This window comes from Bacillus sp. FG16, assembly GCF_057809515.1.
Genome location: NZ_JBMDKC010000003.1, coordinates 114,065 through 131,316, shown reverse-complemented (window position 1 = coordinate 131,316; position 17,252 = coordinate 114,065). Strand labels below are relative to the sequence as shown.

Annotated in this window: 22 protein-coding genes and 1 pseudogene; 19 read left to right on the top strand and 4 right to left on the bottom strand. The window is 34.2% G+C overall.

Annotated elements, in window-relative coordinates:
- Positions 1 to 24 precede the first annotated feature (24 nt).
- The 7 genes and pseudogenes from ACODS7_RS02650 to ACODS7_RS02620 all read left to right on the top strand — a co-directional run bounded on the left by ACODS7_RS02650 (position 25) and on the right by ACODS7_RS02620 (position 4,528).
- Entirely contained in the window at positions 25 to 285 is a 261-nt protein-coding gene (locus tag ACODS7_RS02650) for a hypothetical protein (protein ID WP_000363098.1), read from the top strand.
- Position 286: 1 nt separating this feature from the next.
- A complete protein-coding gene (locus ACODS7_RS02645; RefSeq protein ID WP_043938474.1) occupies positions 287 to 637 on the top strand; it encodes a DUF4176 domain-containing protein in 351 nt (116 codons plus the stop codon).
- 75 nt (positions 638 to 712) lie between these two features.
- A pseudogene (locus ACODS7_RS02640) lies at positions 713 to 994 on the top strand (DUF3952 domain-containing protein); the annotation flags it as partial.
- 476 nt (positions 995 to 1,470) lie between these two features.
- Positions 1,471 to 2,268 carry a hypothetical protein gene (locus tag ACODS7_RS02635; RefSeq protein ID WP_043938471.1) on the top strand — a complete coding sequence of 266 codons (798 nt, stop codon included), beginning with the start codon at positions 1,471 to 1,473 and terminating at the stop codon, positions 2,266 to 2,268.
- A 94-nt stretch (positions 2,269 to 2,362) separates the two neighbouring features.
- A complete protein-coding gene (locus ACODS7_RS02630) occupies positions 2,363 to 2,641 on the top strand; it encodes a hypothetical protein (protein ID WP_043938470.1) in 279 nt (92 codons plus the stop codon).
- Between the two features lie 92 nt (positions 2,642 to 2,733).
- A complete protein-coding gene (locus ACODS7_RS02625; protein ID WP_043938469.1) occupies positions 2,734 to 3,528 on the top strand; it encodes a hypothetical protein in 795 nt (264 codons plus the stop codon).
- Between the two features lie 199 nt (positions 3,529 to 3,727).
- Entirely contained in the window at positions 3,728 to 4,528 is an 801-nt protein-coding gene (locus ACODS7_RS02620) for a DUF3952 domain-containing protein (RefSeq protein ID WP_043938468.1), read from the top strand.
- A gap of 296 nt (positions 4,529 to 4,824) precedes the next feature.
- Here ACODS7_RS02620 and ACODS7_RS02615 read toward each other — a convergent pair whose 3' ends face one another.
- Entirely contained in the window at positions 4,825 to 5,610 is a 786-nt protein-coding gene (locus tag ACODS7_RS02615) for a GNAT family N-acetyltransferase (protein ID WP_016081902.1), read from the bottom strand.
- Between the two features lie 132 nt (positions 5,611 to 5,742).
- Here ACODS7_RS02615 and ytfJ point away from each other — a divergent pair, with 132 nt between their 5' ends.
- The 4 genes from ytfJ (at position 5,743) to ACODS7_RS02595 (ending at position 7,759) form a co-directional block, all read left to right on the top strand.
- Positions 5,743 to 6,168: a GerW family sporulation protein gene (gene ytfJ / locus ACODS7_RS02610; protein ID WP_016081901.1), complete on the top strand. Its 426-nt coding sequence runs from the start codon at positions 5,743 to 5,745 to the stop codon at positions 6,166 to 6,168.
- Between the two features lie 160 nt (positions 6,169 to 6,328).
- On the top strand, positions 6,329 to 7,105 hold the full coding sequence (locus ACODS7_RS02605; protein WP_000014087.1) for an oxalate:formate antiporter: 777 nt from the start codon (positions 6,329 to 6,331) through the stop codon (positions 7,103 to 7,105).
- A 51-nt stretch (positions 7,106 to 7,156) separates the two neighbouring features.
- Entirely contained in the window at positions 7,157 to 7,477 is a 321-nt protein-coding gene (locus tag ACODS7_RS02600; protein WP_000761174.1) for a hypothetical protein, read from the top strand.
- A gap of 69 nt (positions 7,478 to 7,546) precedes the next feature.
- A complete protein-coding gene (locus ACODS7_RS02595) occupies positions 7,547 to 7,759 on the top strand; it encodes a hypothetical protein (protein WP_000798747.1) in 213 nt (70 codons plus the stop codon).
- A 29-nt stretch (positions 7,760 to 7,788) separates the two neighbouring features.
- On the opposite strand, the gene ACODS7_RS02590 is transcribed toward ACODS7_RS02595, so the two are convergent.
- Complete coding sequence (locus tag ACODS7_RS02590; protein ID WP_001253201.1) at positions 7,789 to 8,127, bottom strand: hypothetical protein; 339 nt, start codon at positions 8,125 to 8,127, stop codon at positions 7,789 to 7,791.
- Between the two features lie 205 nt (positions 8,128 to 8,332).
- On the opposite strand from ACODS7_RS02590, the gene ACODS7_RS02585 reads away from it, so the two are divergent.
- From ACODS7_RS02585 to ACODS7_RS02560, 6 genes are all read left to right on the top strand, one after another.
- On the top strand, positions 8,333 to 9,013 hold the full coding sequence (locus tag ACODS7_RS02585; protein ID WP_016081900.1) for a class I SAM-dependent methyltransferase: 681 nt from the start codon (positions 8,333 to 8,335) through the stop codon (positions 9,011 to 9,013).
- A gap of 94 nt (positions 9,014 to 9,107) precedes the next feature.
- Positions 9,108 to 10,796, top strand: coding sequence for a formate--tetrahydrofolate ligase (locus tag ACODS7_RS02580; protein ID WP_276585658.1), 1,689 nt, complete (start codon positions 9,108 to 9,110; stop codon positions 10,794 to 10,796).
- A gap of 90 nt (positions 10,797 to 10,886) precedes the next feature.
- On the top strand, positions 10,887 to 11,414 hold the full coding sequence (locus ACODS7_RS02575; protein WP_243168130.1) for a hypothetical protein: 528 nt from the start codon (positions 10,887 to 10,889) through the stop codon (positions 11,412 to 11,414).
- Between the two features lie 19 nt (positions 11,415 to 11,433).
- Positions 11,434 to 12,603 carry a DEAD/DEAH box helicase gene (locus ACODS7_RS02570; protein WP_000588611.1) on the top strand — a complete coding sequence of 390 codons (1,170 nt, stop codon included), beginning with the start codon at positions 11,434 to 11,436 and terminating at the stop codon, positions 12,601 to 12,603.
- Between the two features lie 193 nt (positions 12,604 to 12,796).
- On the top strand, positions 12,797 to 13,606 hold the full coding sequence (locus ACODS7_RS02565) for a sugar phosphate isomerase/epimerase family protein (RefSeq protein ID WP_110496516.1): 810 nt from the start codon (positions 12,797 to 12,799) through the stop codon (positions 13,604 to 13,606).
- Positions 13,607 to 13,662: 56 nt separating this feature from the next.
- Entirely contained in the window at positions 13,663 to 14,046 is a 384-nt protein-coding gene (locus ACODS7_RS02560) for a VOC family protein (protein ID WP_000581475.1), read from the top strand.
- Positions 14,047 to 14,090: 44 nt separating this feature from the next.
- Here the strand turns inward: ACODS7_RS02560 and ACODS7_RS02555 are convergent, their stop codons facing one another.
- Both ACODS7_RS02555 and ACODS7_RS02550 read right to left on the bottom strand, forming a co-directional pair.
- Entirely contained in the window at positions 14,091 to 14,729 is a 639-nt protein-coding gene (locus ACODS7_RS02555; protein WP_098629205.1) for a zinc dependent phospholipase C family protein, read from the bottom strand.
- Positions 14,730 to 14,758: 29 nt separating this feature from the next.
- Positions 14,759 to 15,745, bottom strand: a complete 987-nt coding sequence (locus ACODS7_RS02550; protein ID WP_098629204.1) for a quinone oxidoreductase family protein — start codon at positions 15,743 to 15,745, stop codon at positions 14,759 to 14,761.
- A 206-nt stretch (positions 15,746 to 15,951) separates the two neighbouring features.
- Here ACODS7_RS02550 and ACODS7_RS02545 point away from each other — a divergent pair, with 206 nt between their 5' ends.
- Entirely contained in the window at positions 15,952 to 16,530 is a 579-nt protein-coding gene (locus ACODS7_RS02545) for a sigma-70 family RNA polymerase sigma factor (protein ID WP_050843373.1), read from the top strand.
- The gene (locus ACODS7_RS02540) at positions 16,527 to 17,207 is read left to right on the top strand and encodes a DUF3600 domain-containing protein (protein ID WP_098629203.1); all 681 of its coding nucleotides are present in this window, start codon (positions 16,527 to 16,529) and stop codon (positions 17,205 to 17,207) included. The genes ACODS7_RS02545 and ACODS7_RS02540 overlap by 4 nt, the downstream gene beginning before the upstream one ends.
- Positions 17,208 to 17,252: the final 45 nt, after the last annotated feature.

The following is a 17,252-nucleotide window of genomic DNA, read 5'->3' as shown; positions in this document are numbered from 1 at the left end:
AATTTAAAAGAGAGGGGTATGAAGGTGGATTTACATACGATAATGTCAAGAGTTCATAGCACATTTCCGGCTAGTGGTGGACGAGAACAAATTATAAACGTTGTAGTGCAATTGGAAAAAGCAGCTGCATCTTTAACAGGGGATATTAGAAGGTTAGAGAGTAGTATTGATAGCACATTACAAGGAAAAACACGTGAGGCATTTATTGATCGTATCCGTCAATTAGAGAAAAAAAGACAAAAAATAGAAGAGAAAATTAGCGTACTAAAAGGGACAGTGAATTAATATGAAAGACTATATGGATAAAGTATTACCTTTAGGAAGTGTTGTGAGATTGGGTCTTAAAGAAGAGGAAGATGTGGAGTATGTAATCACTACGAGAGGTTTATTACTTGATGAAAACACATTCTATGATTATGGCGGAGTGTTGCATCCAGTGGGTTTAACCGAAGAAACGTATAAATTATTTAACCACGCGGATATTGCAGAGGTTAAATTTGAAGGGTATCGAAATAAAATTGAAGGTCAATTCGCAGCTAAGTTTAAAATGTGGCGGAATGAGTTTGTTGAAAAAGTAATTGAAAAAAATAAAAAGAAACAACAAGAACAAGAGATAGAAATAAAGGGAAAAAAATAAATTAAAAAGGAAATAAGCTTTCCTCTTCCAAAATGGAAAGAGAAAAGCTTATTTTGATTGAATAAGGGTGTAAGTATGAAGTTAAAGAAGAAAGCTAAGATGATGATGGTTCTGTCAATAGTATCAAGTTTATTAAGTGGATGTGGTTTTGGGGAAACAAAAATAGAGTATGAGAGATTAGTAAAGGCATTGGATGAAGGGGATATGAAGACAGTTATGTCTGCTAGTGATGATGGGTATGCGTATGTGAAAGAAGAGGTTAGCGATAGTACTTATGAAGAAAAAGAAGACGGTGAACATAGTAGGATAATATATCAAACAACTCATGGAGTATATAATGTGAAAGATAACGAGTTATTAAGCAGTATGTTTTTAATATTCGCTGCTCAAATTAAATAACATTATTATTTGCAAAAATCGAATCCATTAAAATAAAAAACAAATTTTAAATAACTGTAATAACCTCTTAGCATATTGTTGATGGGAGGTTATCACCTTTCTGAAGATAAAATTAAAGCTATATTATCTCGATACAATTGTGATGACAGTAACGTTTTTACTAAGTGAGTGCAGTTTCGGGGGAAACAAAAATAGAGTATGAGGAATATGCTTAAGTGAAAGAGAGAAGAATATTTAGAGCTTTTGAGGAGAAAGAAGGCTATTTGAACTATCAAAAGCATTCTGATTATGTACGGTAATTAATGTAGTGAGGATATACATAAAAGATTATCTAAATTTAGTTACACAAAGATGAATGTACTTAAAAAATTAGGAATGTAATGGGAATTTAGTGAATGAAAATTATTTAAACTGTATAGAAGGTGAAAAACTGAATGTGGAATATAAGAGAAGAAGATATGGGTCTTTTTGAAATTGAAAATAGAAATCGATTAAGTCCGGATTATATAAGAATTTTTTATGGGGGAGTTTTTGCATATACTTCTATACCAATGCTCATCATGTTTTTAGGTGTTTTGCTGAACGGTGATAAGATTTCTTTAACACCTTTTGAAACATTTTTGGTACGATCTGAGGTAAAGTTATACATTTTGGAGTTGATTCTTTTAATAATTTTCATGTCTTCAAAGGTTGCTTTTAAATTACAGAAACTCCAAGCCATCGTGACTTTATTTTATTCTTTTCAATTAGCAACATTACCATTTATTGTTATGATGGTTGAAGGAATGTTTGATTTTCCAAGTAATAATAAAACGTTAGTTTATATTGGTTTAATAATGTTAGGGGCGCTTTGTACTCACATTGTAACTACAATTGATGTTTTTAAAAAGGCAAAACATGGAGGATATAAATCGGAAGGACCAGCCGTCTCATTTTTTACTAACGCAAAATTATATTTATCGATTGGAATGACAATTGGTGTAATGGTTCTACTTATATTAATTTTTTTAAATCTTAATTATACATTTAGCCAAATGGCAATTTATGTTGTACAAACAATAATATTATATACATTTGCTGTAGTATCAGCAGAATTCGTCCTATTAGTGTATTGTCGCTTTAAATTTCCATCATTTAATATTACGTGGGAACAACATGAAAAGGAACGCCACGAATTTATAGGAAATAGAAAAAGAATAAGAGAGAAAGAACAAAAGCGAAACAAAAACTGAAATGAAAGTTATAAATGATACTCGTAAACTTACATTGAAGATAGAATGAATACATTATTCATAAATTAACTAGTAAAGGGAGGAATGTAATATCTTGAATAAAGATTCTAAAGCTGTAAAAAAAGAAAAAGGTTTATTTGAAAGTGTAATAGCACCTATTATTGTGGGGATTATGTTTATCTTTTTACTTCTATATAAAGTAGCAGAGTTTCTGGGGAAGTGGCTCATTATTTTGTCAATACCGAGCTATATTGTTACTATGTTTATTTTTTTATACCAGAAAGAATATGGAGGTGTATTGGTTTGTGGAATAGGCTTAATACTAATGCTATCGCTGTATTTTGTGTTTGTTAAAAAAAGTAAAAAAGGCTAGTTTAATATGAAATACTAAAAACATTTATTTACTCTCAGTTTGTCTACAAAAATAGAGTTATTACATGATTTTAGAAAAGATGGTGTAATTATATGTGGAATATAAAAGAAGAAGATTTAAATGAATTTAAACGTACTTGCAAGAATCGCTTAAGTCCCGATTGGGCGACAGGATTTATGTTTGGAACGATGTTTTTTATTTCTTTAATAATGTTTTTTCTTATTGGAGGGTTAATAAGGTTTGGTTGGAGTTATTACCCGACTCTCTTTGATAAAATAATTGTTAGCCTTGAGTTGGTGCTTTATAGTCTTCAAGTAATTTTTTTAATTATTTATTTGTTTCCTAAGATGCCATTTAAATTTCAGAAACTACAAACACTCGTGGTACTATTATATGCGTTTCAGCTAGGCACTATAACATTTACAATGTTGATAATTCCAGGAGCGTCAAATTATTCAATTGATCAAGTTACATTAATGTATGTCGGGTTATTATTTTTAGGTGCAGTCATTTTACATATTTTAGCGACTATTGATACTTTTAGACAGGCAAGTAAAGGGGCATTTAATACGGGAGAAGAGTCCTCTTCATTTTTTAGTAAAACAAAGAGGACTGCAATTAAGTGTGCTCTAATTTATGTGTTAACTCTTCTCATTTTAATTTATGTGCATAATGATTATACACAAAATATTTTAGGATTGTATGCGGGAGGAACTCTAATCATGTACGCGGTAGCCATAGGTGCAGCAGAGTTCCAATTATTAGCCTATTGTAGATTTAAATTTCCATCATTTTATATTTCGTGGGAGGAACATGAAAGAGAGCGTCAGAAAAGACTAAAGCTTTATGAAGAGCAGGAAAAAAAGCAAGCCAAAGAAATAAAATAAGTTTTGGTTTCTGAAAATTCGAACAGGATATATAAACAATTAAGGATTGTATAAAAATCGATGCTATTAAAAATTAAAGTATCTTCAACATAATCTGTATGAGTTAATAAATACCGGTAAGTAAAGGTGAACTATATTACTATCAAAATGGGAATGTAATGAACCTAAAAATGCCTAGAGAAATCAACGGGGTGTCAGTATGAAGTTAAAGAAGAAAGCTAGGATGATGATAGTTCTGTTAATAGTATCAAGTTTATTAAGTGGATGTGGTTTTGGGGAGACGAAGATAGAATATGAGCCATTTGTCAAAGCTTTGGATGAAGGTGACATGAAAAAGGTAATGTCTGCGAGTGATGATGGATATGCGTATGTGGAACAAAGAGGCATATATAGTACATATGAACAAAAAGAAGATGGAGAACATAGAAATACAATCTATCAAACTTCGGAAGGGATATATAATACGAAAGATAAAAGTTTATATGGAAATACAACACAAGAGGTTACTTCAGCAGTAGACAGCAAAGATAATAAAGAAGAAGTTGTTTATCGTACCAATATTATGTATAAAAATGGACAGGTACAAAGTCCGGAATCGAATCTGGATGTTTCATATGTGAACTTAATTGTAGATCGTTTAAAAGGGATAGGGAAACTAAAGATGAAGCCCGGGGATGATATAAAAAAGTTTGATCAGCCTAGTACTGTTGGATACAAACTAACTGAATTAGAGTTTCAGAGTATCATTAATGATAAGTTGAAAATACAATATGATGAATATGATGGTGGATCAATCGCATTGCATATTGATTCTAAAAATGGTTCAAAGCAGATATTGGAAGTAAGTATTGTAATAAATTATAAGAAAAGAAATGATGAAGGCAAGTTAGTAAAATACATATCACAAATACATACATCTTTTGATAGTCACCAAGGTAATAACCAAGATGCGAAACAGGAATATATTGATTTTAAAGCAAAGTATAATGAGACGCAGTAATATTTAGAAGGGCATTTGTACGGAAAGATAATAGCGACATAAGTGTGATAAATGTTTCATAAATATTTCTATTTGTAGTGGAAAGAAATTGAGTATAAATATGTAGCCCCAGTTGCTGGAGTAGATGCAACTGGGGCGTTTATCTGTCTAAATTTAGCTTGAATACATGACATGTTTTAGTTAGGGGCACGGCTTTACAAGTAGTTTCTCCATCTTCATAATAACGGTGTGAGTTATTTTGTAATTTGCTTGTATTACTAAGTTACGACTATTTCCTCTTATAGAGTTACTTCTTATTATCGATACATCGTCCACATCCCAATGTCTTTAAATCCTAGTCGTTTATAAATTCGTCCAGCAGCTGGATTATTATAAAACAAACAAAGCGTTCGGCCTTCATTCGTAAAGTCTTGAATCATTTTTTGTAATATGAGTGAAGCGTAGCCATTTCCACGATAATTCGGGTGTGTACATACACCAACTACCATAGCGGATAATGAATTTTCAGCGGAAGTAGAGGCGGATGCGATGATTGCACCGTCTTTTTCAATATAGTATGTGCGTCCTGTATTCGTTTCGATAGCCTGCCTTAATATTTTCTCTGATTCATTAGTAGTCGGAAATTCAGCAATGTCACTTCGTAATTTCATAATTCGTTCTATATCATCGAGTGAGGCAAGTTTAATTGTTTCATGAATTGGTGTGCTAGGTAAGTTGTTGTCATTTAGACATTCACAAAAATACATTTCATTTTTGACGCCTAATTGTAGACTTGGAGCAGTTTCAAACTTTTCTACAATAGTTGACTTACCAGAGAGTTTAAGCGGCTTATATGCGGAAAGAAGTGCCTCATAATCAGTGGTAACAAATTCTTCTTTACTATAGGGTATAAATGCCTCATGAAAGCGGAGCAAAATTGATTTTAATGTTCCATTCTCTTTAAATACTCCCCATAATTCTTGAAAATCTGTGTCATAACCGAAAGCTTCAATGTCTCCAATAATAAACAAGTTAAGGGCTGCTTCTTCTTTTAGGTAAGCGAATACTTGTTCATGATCTTTCTTTGTTAATTTTCGCATCATAACGAATCGACCTCTTTTTTTATTTTTCTAAATATTACAACTTGATTTTTTTGAAATCAATATAAAATTTTATGTTTAGTTCACAAACTTTCGGAAAAACTAGGAAAGATATGACAAAGGAGGTTATGAACGGTGGATCATCCAATTCAAGGGTTAATGAAAGCGGCAATGGAAAATTTAAAAGAAATGGTTGATGTAAATACGATTGTTGGAGAGCCTGTTCAAACGGCTGACGGTGGTGTGGTGTTAACGGTTTCTAAAGTGGCGTTCGGTTTTGGAGCAGGAGGTTCTGATTTCCAAACGAATGATGGACAAAGAGCGAACGGTAACCCTGCATTTGGTGGCGGTAGCGCGGGTGGTGTTTCGATTACACCAGTAGCATTTCTTGTGGTGAATAAAGATGGAGTAAATATTCTTCATCTACAAAATGCGACACATTTAGCAGAAAAAATGATTGAATTAGCTCCACAAACAATTGATAAAATTCAATCGATGTTCCAAAAAGAAGAAAAGAAAGAGGGAAATCATCACCCTCAAAACCCAGATGATATCCTTTAAAAACGCCTGCTTATGAGCAGGCGTTTTTTCTTGTAATCACTATGTAATAAAACACATGAAATTGTAAATAGTTTTTGAAGTTTTTTCTATGTTTCTAAAATTTTTCATGTTAAAATATGCTATAGAATTGAAACATATAAAACGAAGGTGGCTAGGTGCTTTGTCTGGAGGATCTGACCAAGTAAAGAATATGATATATATTAATGGTAATCGTCGAGGTCATTGTTTTATTACATCAGGAATTACGTTTAAAGAGTTTGCGAGTAACATCCCTTCACCGCTTCATCAAGTGTTGCTTTTGAAGCATAACTTTGAATGGACGGATTTTCATTATCATACTTTATTTGAATATGTTGAGGAAGAAAATATACATAAGTTAATTCAAGCAGAGATTGATGAATTTGATGAATTTTGTTGGGTAGATTTTGATGATGCAAGTGATTTAGATGAATTAGAGCCGAAGGAAATTGCAGAATTATTATATTTGGCTCACAAAAAAGAACCACTTGCAAGAACATTCTTTCCGTTATTGAAAAATAGATTTGTTTATTTTTCACATGATGACGGCTGGTACAACAAAGTGTATTATCGCAGAATTGCTGACTTTGTAGGAATGTTAAGTAAAGTCATTCCGTATAAACTCGGTGCTTTCGGTAAGAAACGTTTTTCTTTCTTCCAAAAATCAAAAATTTTCCCAGCAATTTCAAAAGAATTGATCATGGGACTTATTCCACTAATGGAAGATGGTCTTTACATTGATCTAGCAGGAAAAATTGAGTCAAGAAGAGGTCTTGAAATTCCGGTATATGTAGTTGGTTCGTATGAAAGTACGGATGAGGTGCTAGATAATATCGATGAATTGAAAGAGGAAGCAACAGAAACAGGTTGGCTCATTTTTGATAAGAAAGAACAAGAGTGGCAATGGGTTGTTGACTAAGAAAACTTGGCGCATGAAGTCAAGTTTTCTTGTCATTTGAAAGGAGTACAAATGAAGAAATATTATACAATTGTGGGTATTATAAGTATTATTCTCGTGGCAATATTACTTATAACTTGTCCGAAAGAATCAGATTTTAAAGTGTATGTACAGGATAAGTATGCGTTGAATTGTAATGAGAGTAGTTTTGAATGCACGCAAAATGTAGATGGTAAAAAAGAAAAACTACAATTTGAAAGTACAGATGCACGAAATGGTGTATTCTTTATGACTGTAAAGCAAACATTTAAAACAGAAGCTGGTGTTTCAAAAGAATATAGCGGAGTAGGAATGTTTGGTACATTTCTTTTTGTTTCAGAGAAGACTTTCTAGTAATAGAAGGTCTTTTTTTTATGCTTATGTTCATATAGATGAAGTAAGACAAGCATAGGAGGGGTATTGATGAAGAACACATGTATTGTTTGTGGCGGTGAGGAGTTTTTTTCCTCAACGTTATATGCACGTACGAAACAAGATTGGGCATATGCACCAAACATGTATCGATTTGAAAAAGTATTTATTGAGCATCGAGATGAAGAAAATTATCCAGTGTTTCAAGAAATTACAGCGAAACATTGTTGTGGATGCGGTCATATTATGTTGTATCATGAATGAACACACCAAGTATGACTTGGTGTGTTTTTTTAAAACGCTGACAAAGCAAGCGGATAAAGTAAAGTAAATAAAACAGAAAAACTACCAAAACCAATGGCTGTATATCCAAGTGTTCTTGCTCCGAAATTGACAGCTAATAGGCCAACTAAAATTGCTAGGGAGCCGAGCGTAACTGGATAAAAAGCAATGGAGAATAACGAAAGAAATAAAGCGACATAGCCTACCATTGCACCGGTATTTGTACCTTCTATCTCATTTGCAATTTCTTTACGCTTATGTCTAATTGGAATGCCAGCTGGTGATATTTCAGCTGCATACTCTTCGTTTTTTTCACCACTTTTAAAATGATGATTTCTCTTTCTTCGCATGTACATCCCTCTCTTTCAATTGGGTGTACCTATAGTATCTTTCATAAAGAGAAGAACATGAGTATGAGTTAAACCCAAGTAAAGCAAAAATTGGAGAATAAAGATTCCTTCATTAGCATGTATATCTCCTTATGAAGATAAAACAGGAATTTTGGAAAATGATGTAGAATGAAATGAGTGATAAAGCGTGAAGGTAGGGGAATGTATGACGAAATTTAATTGGCATGAATCAGCAGAAAAGAAATGGGATAGTAGTGCGGAGTTTTGGAATCAAAATAGTCAAGAGATGTGGGACAGCGGGAGTAGGAGCACAATTATTCCGTTTTTTGAACAATACGTGAAGAAAGAAGCACTAGTGCTCGATGTTGGTTGTGGTGATGGGTACGGTACATATAAATTAAGTCGCGCAGGCTATAAAGCAGTGGGAGTAGATTTATCGGAAGTGATGATTCAAAAAGGTAAGTCGCGCGGAGAAGGACCGAATTTATCCTTTATAAAAGGAGATCTTTCTGCATTACCATTTGAAAATGAGCAATTTGAATCAATTATGGCAATTAATTCTTTAGAATGGACTGAAGAGCCATTACGAGCGTTAAATGAAATAAAGCGTGTGTTAAAGAAAGATGGATATGCATGTATTGCAATTTTAGGACCGACAGCAAAGCCACGAGAGAACAGTTATCCTCGCTTGTATGGAAAAGACGTTGTTTGTAATACGATGATGCCTTGGGAATTTGAACAGTTAGCGAAAGAACAAGGTTTTAAAGTTATAGATGGCATCGGCGTATATAAGCGCGGAGTAAATGAGAAGATGTTAGGTCAACTACCTACAGAGTTACAACAATCGTTAACATTCTTATGGGTATTTATGTTAAAAAACGTATAAAGAAATGAAAGAATTTTTAGGAGGTAAATAAGTGCAGAAAATACAAAAAACTGATACAATATCATCAGAACCAATTAAAGGGGGACTAGGGTATATGACAACTACTACAACAGTGAAATCCGATATTGAAATCGCACAAGAAGCGAGTATGAAGAAGATTCAAGAAATTGCAGCTGATTTAAATATTTTAGAAGATGAATTAGAGCCATACGGGCATTATAAAGGTAAGTTATCTCTTGATATTTTTAAGCGCTTACAAGATGAGAAAGACGGTAAAGTTGTTTTAGTAACAGCAATTAACCCAACTCCAGCTGGAGAAGGTAAATCAACAGTAACAGTTGGTTTAGGTCAAGCTTTTAATAAAATTGGTAAGAAAACAGTAATTGCACTTCGTGAACCATCTCTTGGACCGACGATGGGATTAAAAGGTGGAGCAGCAGGTGGCGGTTTTTCACAAGTCGTACCAATGGAAGACATTAACCTTCACTTTACTGGAGATATCCATGCGATCACAACTGCCAATAACGCATTAGCAGCGTTTATTGATAATCATATCCAACAAGGAAACACACTTGGAATTGATACGCGTAAAATTGTTTGGAAACGCTGTGTTGACTTAAATGATCGTGCCCTTCGTAACGTAGTAATTGGTCTTGGTGGACCTGTACAAGGTGTACCACGTGAAGACGGTTTTGACATTACAGTAGCATCTGAAATTATGGCCGTATTCTGCCTTGCAACAGATATTCAAGACTTAAAAGCGCGTCTATCTCGCATCGTAGTTGCTTATAACTTTGCAAATCAACCTGTAACGGTTAAAGATTTAGGTGTAGAAGGTGCGTTAACGCTATTATTAAAAGACGCATTAAAACCAAACTTAGTACAAACATTAGAAAATACACCAGCTATTATTCATGGCGGACCATTTGCGAATATTGCTCACGGTTGTAACAGTGTTATCGCTACGACAATGGCAGCAAAATTAGGTGATTATGTTATTACAGAAGCTGGATTTGGTGCTGATTTAGGCGCTGAGAAGTTTTTAGATATTAAAGCTCGTGCAGCTGGCATTAAACCAGAAGCAGTTGTTATTGTTGCGACGATTCGTGCGCTTAAAATGCATGGCGGCGTAGCAAAAGATCGATTAAAAGAAGAAAATGTAGATGCATTAGCAAAAGGTATGGAAAACTTACAGAAGCATGTTGAAACAATTCAAAGCTTCGGTGTGCCTTTCGTAATTGCAATTAATAAATTCATTACAGATACAGATGCAGAAGTTACATACTTACAAGAGTGGTGTAATGAGCGTGGCTATGCAGTATCCTTAACAGAAGTTTGGGAGAAGGGTGGCCAAGGCGGAGTTGACCTTGCTGAAAAAGTACTAAAAGAAATCGAAAAAGGTGAGAACAACTACGCACCACTTTATGAATTAGAATTACCATTAGAAGAAAAAATTCGTACAATTGCTCAAAAAGTATATGGCGCAAAAGATATTGAATTTGCCCCGAAAGCACGTAAGCAATTAGCTCAATATGAAGGAGAAGGTTGGAGTAACCTACCAGTTTGTATGGCGAAAACACAATACTCTCTTTCTGACGATGCAACGAAATTAGGTCGTCCATCCGACTTTATCGTTACAATTCGTGAGCTAAAACCATCTATCGGTGCAGGTTTTATCGTTGCGTTAACAGGTACAATGTTAACAATGCCAGGTCTTCCAAAACAACCAGCAGCACTTCAAATGGATGTAAATGAAGATGGAAAAGCAGTAGGTTTATTCTAAAAGGTTGTAATTCATCTCGTTTATCTGTAAACTATATATACATCAAGTGGCGCCTTTCCATCGAAAGGCGCCTGTTTTTTGGAGGAAATTATGTTTGATCCAACTGCTTTTGACAATTTAAAAGTAATCGTAGAAGGTGCTGTGTATGATTTTGATCTACATGGAGATATTCTTGTAACAGATCGAAAAGATATGATGGACCTTGCCTCATTAAGTCGTATATATCATATCTCATTTCAATTAACAGAACCGTTCGAGCCATTAGTAGAAGTAACATTTTCATTATCTGTGGATGCAAAGAACTTGTCTGGTGAAATACTAGAAGTGCCTCAGTTTACACCAGGTTGTGAAATGAAGCTAGCATTTTCATTCCCGTTAGAACAACCAGAAGTAGGATGCGAAGAAATTGAAACTTTAATGCGTTCTATATGGGGAAAAGAAAGAATGATTATGCAGAAAGTTTCATACGAATATAATAAGCGAGCGATTTCATATCATAATAAGGTAGAGGTTCTATTTCAAAAAGCGATTACAGAAGACCATGTTGATGATTTAATAGCTGTTATTTCACACATGATAGAAACGGTGCGAACAATACAGCATTTTCTTCAAAAATAGAGATAAAGGAGAAAAACAAATGATAAAAGATATGCAACCATTTTTACAACAAGCTTGGGAGAAGGCTGGTTTTAAAGAATTAACTGAAATTCAAAAACAAGCGATTCCAACTATTTTAGAAGGACAAGACGTTATAGCTGAATCTCCAACTGGAACAGGAAAAACGTTAGCGTACTTATTACCCCTTTTACATAAAATTAATCCTGAAGTAAAACAGCCACAAGTTGTTGTTTTAGCGCCAACACGTGAACTTGTAATGCAAATTCATGAAGAGGTTCAAAAGTTTACAGCAGGAACTGAAATTTCAGGTGCATCTTTAATTGGTGGTGCAGATATTAAGCGCCAAGTTGAAAAATTAAAGAAACATCCGAGAGTAATTGTCGGTTCACCAGGACGTATTTTAGAATTAATTCGTATGAAAAAGCTAAAAATGCATGAAGTGAAAACAATTGTATTTGATGAGTTTGATCAAATTGTAAAACAAAAGATGATGGGCGCAGTACAAGATGTAATTAAATCAACGATGCGCGACCGTCAATTAGTATTCTTCTCAGCGACAATTACCAAAGCGGCAGAAGACGCGGCACGTGATTTGGCAGTTGAACCACAAGTGGTACGTGTAACACGTGCAGAGTCAAAAAGCTTAGTTGAGCATACGTACATCATTTGTGAGCGACGCGAAAAAAATGATTATGTAAGAAGAATTATGCATATGGGCGATGTAAAAGCAGTTGCTTTCTTAAACGACCCATTCCGTTTAGATGAAATTACTCAGAAATTGCAGTTCCGTAAAATGAAAGCAGCAGCTCTTCATGCAGAAGCAGGTAAGCAAGAGCGTGAAGCAACGATGCGTGCATTCCGCGGCGGAAAATTAGAAATTCTACTTGCTACTGATATTGCAGCACGCGGTATTGATATTGATGATTTAACACATGTAATTCACTTAGAATTACCGGACACAGTAGACCAATATATTCACCGCTCAGGACGTACAGGACGTATGGGTAAAGAAGGAACTGTCGTATCTCTTGTAACTCCACAAGAAGAGCGCAAATTACTACAATTTGCGAAAAAACTAGGCATCGTATTTACGAAGCAAGAAATGTTCAAAGGAACATTTGTAGAATCGAAGCCACCAGCACCTAAGAAAAAGAAACCAGCATTTACTGGGAAGAAAAAGCCTAGATAAATAATGGGGAAGGCGTAACTATTTATAGTTACGTCTTTTTGTTTGTAATTGAATAACAAAGGGAATTTAAATGTATCTATCTTATAAGAAATATCGATAAGGGTGAATCATTTCTCATTTAGTTTGTACAAGGAAGTAATATAAAAAAGTCGAATATTAAACTGATGCGAAATAATAAAAAGAAGGTACATATATGGATAGGAAATTAGGAATGTTTTTGAATACGAAACATATTGAAGTAAACGAAGGAATACAAAAAGCAAGGGAATGGGATTTAGAATATATTCAATTATATGCTATGAATAAAAACTTCAACTTAGCTAATATTCCAGTGGTAGAATGGACTGCTTTAAAGAAAAGCTTATCTTTTAATGGGATAAAGATTCCATCATTAGCAATTAGTTTTGGAGAAAATGGAATTACAGGAACAGAAGCTGACAGTGCAATAAATCAGATTAAATATATTACTGACAGAGGTTTGGAGCTGGGAGCAAAGATAATAACAGCTCATATTGGGAAAGTTCCAGATGATGAAAAAAGTGAGAGCTATGATAAAATGGTGCGGGTTTGTTATGAGATAGGGGAATTAGCATTCAAATTTGGGGGAGTCTTTGCTATTGAGACAGGATCTGAAAAAGCAATAGTATTAAAACGATTTTTAGAAAATGCAAACTCGAAAGGACTAGCTGTTAACTTTGACCCAGCAAATTTAATAAGTGATGTAAATGAAAATCCGTTAGAAGGTTTATTACTATTAAAAGATTATATAGTACAAACTCATATTAAAGATTGTAAAGAAGTGAAAAGTAATAGTTCAAGTAAGTATATAGAAGTAGCAGTAGGAAATGGTGAAGTGGATTTCGATATATTCTTCAAAGTATTAGATGAAATTGGATTCGACGGATATAACATGATTGAAAGAAACAATTATTTTGACGAACTGGATGGGATGAGTCAGTCGATAAATTTTGCAAAGAAGTACATACCAACTCAAAAGGAATAACGATACCAGCTGTAGAAAGCTACATAGAATGTAAAAAAACAATAGGAGGAATACAAATGATTCATAAAGTAGGACAAATTATGTTATATGTAAATAATCAAGATGAGGCAGTAAATTTTTGGACGGAAAAGGTAGGGTTTCATGTAGTTGCAGAGGAAGATAACAAACAAGGAATGAGATGGATTGAAATTGCTCCAACTAATGGTGCTGAAACGAGCATTATATTACATAATAAAGAAGTTATTTCGAAAATGAGCCCAGAATTAAATCTTGGTACACCGTCCTTAATGTTCTTCTCAGAAAATCTGGATCAATTATATGCAGGTTTAAAAAATAAAAATGTTACTGTTGGAGAAATGGTAACTATGCCTTCTGGTAAAGTGTTTAACTTTGCTGATAGTGAAGGGAATTATTTTGCGGTTATGGAGAAGAACCAATAATAATATTGCTATGTGAAAATCCCCCTCAAATATATTGAGGGGGATTAAATCTTTGAAGTGGATTTTTCATGAGAGAGTTGTGTAATAAAAAATGCACCTTTTTCAATAGCAGTTTCAATGTAACCGACAATTTGATTAAACGTAAACACCTGTAAGGCTTCATGCAAATGTTGCTCGGGATACAACATATCTTCAAAAAGATACTTTCGAAAAGCTAAAACGTTTTCTTTAGAAACCTCTTCAATATCCACAATGTGAGCCTCTTGATTGAGAAGAGAGAAGAGCTGTTGTTCTTTATCGTAATGATGAAGCAACTTTGCATTTAACAATTTAAAATCGTTATAGTACAGGGGTGCGATGGTTTCGTCATTTTCTATTCTATTTTTTAGCCATGGTAGAAAAAAGCCACTTAGCCAATTATCATCGGCAATGAGATGGGTGTAATAACCTAAGAGAAAAGGGGAATCCATATGAACTTTATATTTTTGAAAAAAAGAATTGAAATCTATCCTTCTCGTATAGTTTTTCGTCGTACCAGCGTAAAAGTGTGAAGTTCCTTTTTCTTCTGCTGAATGAACCGCATCAGGGGCTACCCCTCCAAGTAAGAAAGAAGTTTTATCTTGAATAGATAGTTTCTCAGCAATACCGTTAGCGATAATAACATGCATAATTCGTGATCCCATGAATGCCACCTCTGTTTCAAGTATTCATTTCAGGAAGAAGACTGAACAGTTAGTATTACTTTCCCTGTACTTTTTCTACTTTCGACCCATTCATGTGCTTTCCCTGCATCTTGAAGTGGAAAAGATTTCGTAGCCTTAATTTGTAAACGTCCGTCATGTAAATAACGGAAAACTTCATTTGCAGTTTCTTGGAGCAGTTCAGGACGCTTTTTTCGTGTGGTCCCAAAGCTAAAACCGAGTATAGAGCGGCAACTTGCATGTAAATCTTTCGTTTGAAAGTTACCAATTTCACCACTAGCATTACCGAAATGAACGAGGCGACCGTAATAAGCAAGGCAGTTTAAACTTCTTTCAGAGACAGTTCCAGAAATAGAATCTAAAATTACATCGACCCCTTCACCGTTTGTCAGCTCATTGACTTTCTCTACAAAATTTTCATCTTGATGACAAATAACATAATCAGCTCCAGCATCTAAAGCAATTTCTTTTTTTGCTACACTTCCTACAGTCCCGATTACTTTTTTAGCCCCTAATAATTTTGCGAGTTGAATCGCAGTAGTACCAATTCCTCCAGCGGCTGCATGAATTAGAACAGATTCACCTTGTTGAAGTCTTGCTACATTGGCAAGTAAATTATAGCTTGTGAAAGATACGATCGGACAAGCAGCTGCAGTTTGAAAGTCGACTTCATGGGGTAAAACGAAAGTGAGATTTTCATTTGAAACAACGTACTCTGCGTAGGATCCATTTTGAGGAAAAGCAATGACACGTTGTCCAGGGTGAATATTTTTAACTTGAGAACCGACACGTTCTACAATACCAGTGGCATCTATACCTGGAATAAAAGGTAGTGCTTTATTTCCTTTTTTGCCATAACGTGATTTAATATCAGCGAAATTTACACTAGTAGCAAAAACGCGAATTAAAACTTGATCTTCTGAAATAGTCGGCATATCCACATCTGTATATTTCATCACTTCAGGATCACCGAACGACGTTACAACGATAGCTTTCATCATATATCCTCCTAAATTTGACTATATAAATCATTTTAAATCTTTATCAGAAATTGGAAAATTATATAATAGTTATGCGTGGTTATAAGTGAAGCTTATGAACTCATTGGATCATTATATTAATTTATATAAAAAAATTTCGGAAAAATCGAACGAAATATGAATTACTTGCCAATATATAGTGTAAGACAAAGGAGGGCTGGAATATGAAGGGTGAAATAGATTACGCACATTTAATTCGATTAACTTTATCAGGAAATAAAGAAGCATATAGCGAATTGTATGATGTAACGATTCAAGAAGTATATAAAACAGCACATTTTTTAATAGAAGATAAAACAGATGTAGATGATGTCGTTCAAGAAGTATACATACAGCTATATGAATCGCTTCGTAAATATGACAGTGAGAAGCCATTTCGCCCTTGGCTAATTGGGCTTGCGATTAAACAAATTCACTCTTATAGAAGAAAGAGGTGGATGCGACTACGAATTATGAAAAAAGCAGAAGAGCAAAGAAAACCAGTACAAATTGATTTTTCTAACGATGTTGTAAGTAAAATATCAAACCAAAAACTAATCGAACTCATTCATAAATTACCGTATAAATTGAAACAAGTTATTATCTTAAGATATTTACACGATTATTCACAAGAAGAAGTAGCACAAATATTACATATTCCAATTGGTACTGTGAAATCTAGAATTCATGCGGCATTAAAGAAACTACGTCAAAAAGAGCAAGTAGAAGAAATCTTTTTAGGAGAGGTAGGGAATGTAAAATGAGTTTAGATTGTAGAATTAGAGAATCTATGCAAGAAGAAGTAAAAGGGATTGTTGCCCCGCCGGAGTTAAAAGAAAAAGTAATTGTTCAAATCAAAATGAATCGCGGGGGAAGTAAGGTGAAGAAACGTTTTATCGCCGGAGTGCTTGCAGCAGCATTTTTAATCCCTACGACCGGTTTTGCATATCAATCTATTATGGCGGATGGTATATACGGATCTTTTGAGAATTTAAAAAAACACGCCGGAGCGATGACGTTAGAAGCGTATATGCGTTTTAATGCAAAGTTATCAGAAGCGAAAGATGAAATGGGCACGAAGGAATATGAGGAGTTTACAAAAGAACTAAAAAAATTAACAAATGCAAAGCTTGCGTACGGAGATTCGAACGGTAATATAGATTATGATGGATTATCACCAGCAAAAAGAGAAGAAATGAAAAAGGTAAGTATGCGCCTTCAACCATACTTTGATAAATTAAATGGTCATAAATCTAGTAAAGAAGTATTAACGCAAGAAGAGTTTGATCGCTATATGGAAGCTTTAATGACACATGAAATAGTACGAGTGAAGACAAAATCAACTGGTGCAATAAAAGTAGAAGAAGTACCTGAGGCGTACAAAGAAAGATTTATTAAAGCGGAGCAGTTTATGGAATATGTAGATGAAAAGGTGAGATAAGTAAAAAGCTCAAAGCTTTAGCTTTGAGCTTTCTTTATTAAAAGA

Bases quoted from the DNA above. Each gene is read 5' to 3' on its own strand.
- ACODS7_RS02620 (WP_043938468.1), top strand. From the start codon at position 3,728: ATGAAGTTAAAGAAGAAAGCTAGGATGATGATAGTTCTGTTAATAGTA.
- ACODS7_RS02645 (WP_043938474.1), top strand. From the start codon at position 287: ATGAAAGACTATATGGATAAAGTATTACCTTTAGGAAGTGTTGTGAGA.
- ACODS7_RS02550 (WP_098629204.1), bottom strand. From the start codon at position 15,745: ATGAAAGCTATCGTTGTAACGTCGTTCGGTGATCCTGAAGTGATGAAA.
- ACODS7_RS02595 (WP_000798747.1), top strand. From the start codon at position 7,547: ATGAAGAACACATGTATTGTTTGTGGCGGTGAGGAGTTTTTTTCCTCA.
- ACODS7_RS02570 (WP_000588611.1), top strand. From the start codon at position 11,434: ATGATAAAAGATATGCAACCATTTTTACAACAAGCTTGGGAGAAGGCT.
- ACODS7_RS02565 (WP_110496516.1), top strand. From the start codon at position 12,797: ATGGATAGGAAATTAGGAATGTTTTTGAATACGAAACATATTGAAGTA.
- ACODS7_RS02575 (WP_243168130.1), top strand. From the start codon at position 10,887: ATGTTTGATCCAACTGCTTTTGACAATTTAAAAGTAATCGTAGAAGGT.
- ACODS7_RS02615 (WP_016081902.1), bottom strand. From the start codon at position 5,610: ATGATGCGAAAATTAACAAAGAAAGATCATGAACAAGTATTCGCTTAC.
- ACODS7_RS02625 (WP_043938469.1), top strand. From the start codon at position 2,734: ATGTGGAATATAAAAGAAGAAGATTTAAATGAATTTAAACGTACTTGC.
- ACODS7_RS02585 (WP_016081900.1), top strand. From the start codon at position 8,333: ATGACGAAATTTAATTGGCATGAATCAGCAGAAAAGAAATGGGATAGT.
- ACODS7_RS02580 (WP_276585658.1), top strand. From the start codon at position 9,108: ATGACAACTACTACAACAGTGAAATCCGATATTGAAATCGCACAAGAA.
- ACODS7_RS02540 (WP_098629203.1), top strand. From the start codon at position 16,527: ATGAGTTTAGATTGTAGAATTAGAGAATCTATGCAAGAAGAAGTAAAA.
- ACODS7_RS02635 (WP_043938471.1), top strand. From the start codon at position 1,471: ATGTGGAATATAAGAGAAGAAGATATGGGTCTTTTTGAAATTGAAAAT.
- ACODS7_RS02600 (WP_000761174.1), top strand. From the start codon at position 7,157: ATGAAGAAATATTATACAATTGTGGGTATTATAAGTATTATTCTCGTG.
- ACODS7_RS02555 (WP_098629205.1), bottom strand. From the start codon at position 14,729: ATGGGATCACGAATTATGCATGTTATTATCGCTAACGGTATTGCTGAG.
- ACODS7_RS02560 (WP_000581475.1), top strand. From the start codon at position 13,663: ATGATTCATAAAGTAGGACAAATTATGTTATATGTAAATAATCAAGAT.
- ACODS7_RS02545 (WP_050843373.1), top strand. From the start codon at position 15,952: ATGAAGGGTGAAATAGATTACGCACATTTAATTCGATTAACTTTATCA.
- ACODS7_RS02590 (WP_001253201.1), bottom strand. From the start codon at position 8,127: ATGCGAAGAAAGAGAAATCATCATTTTAAAAGTGGTGAAAAAAACGAA.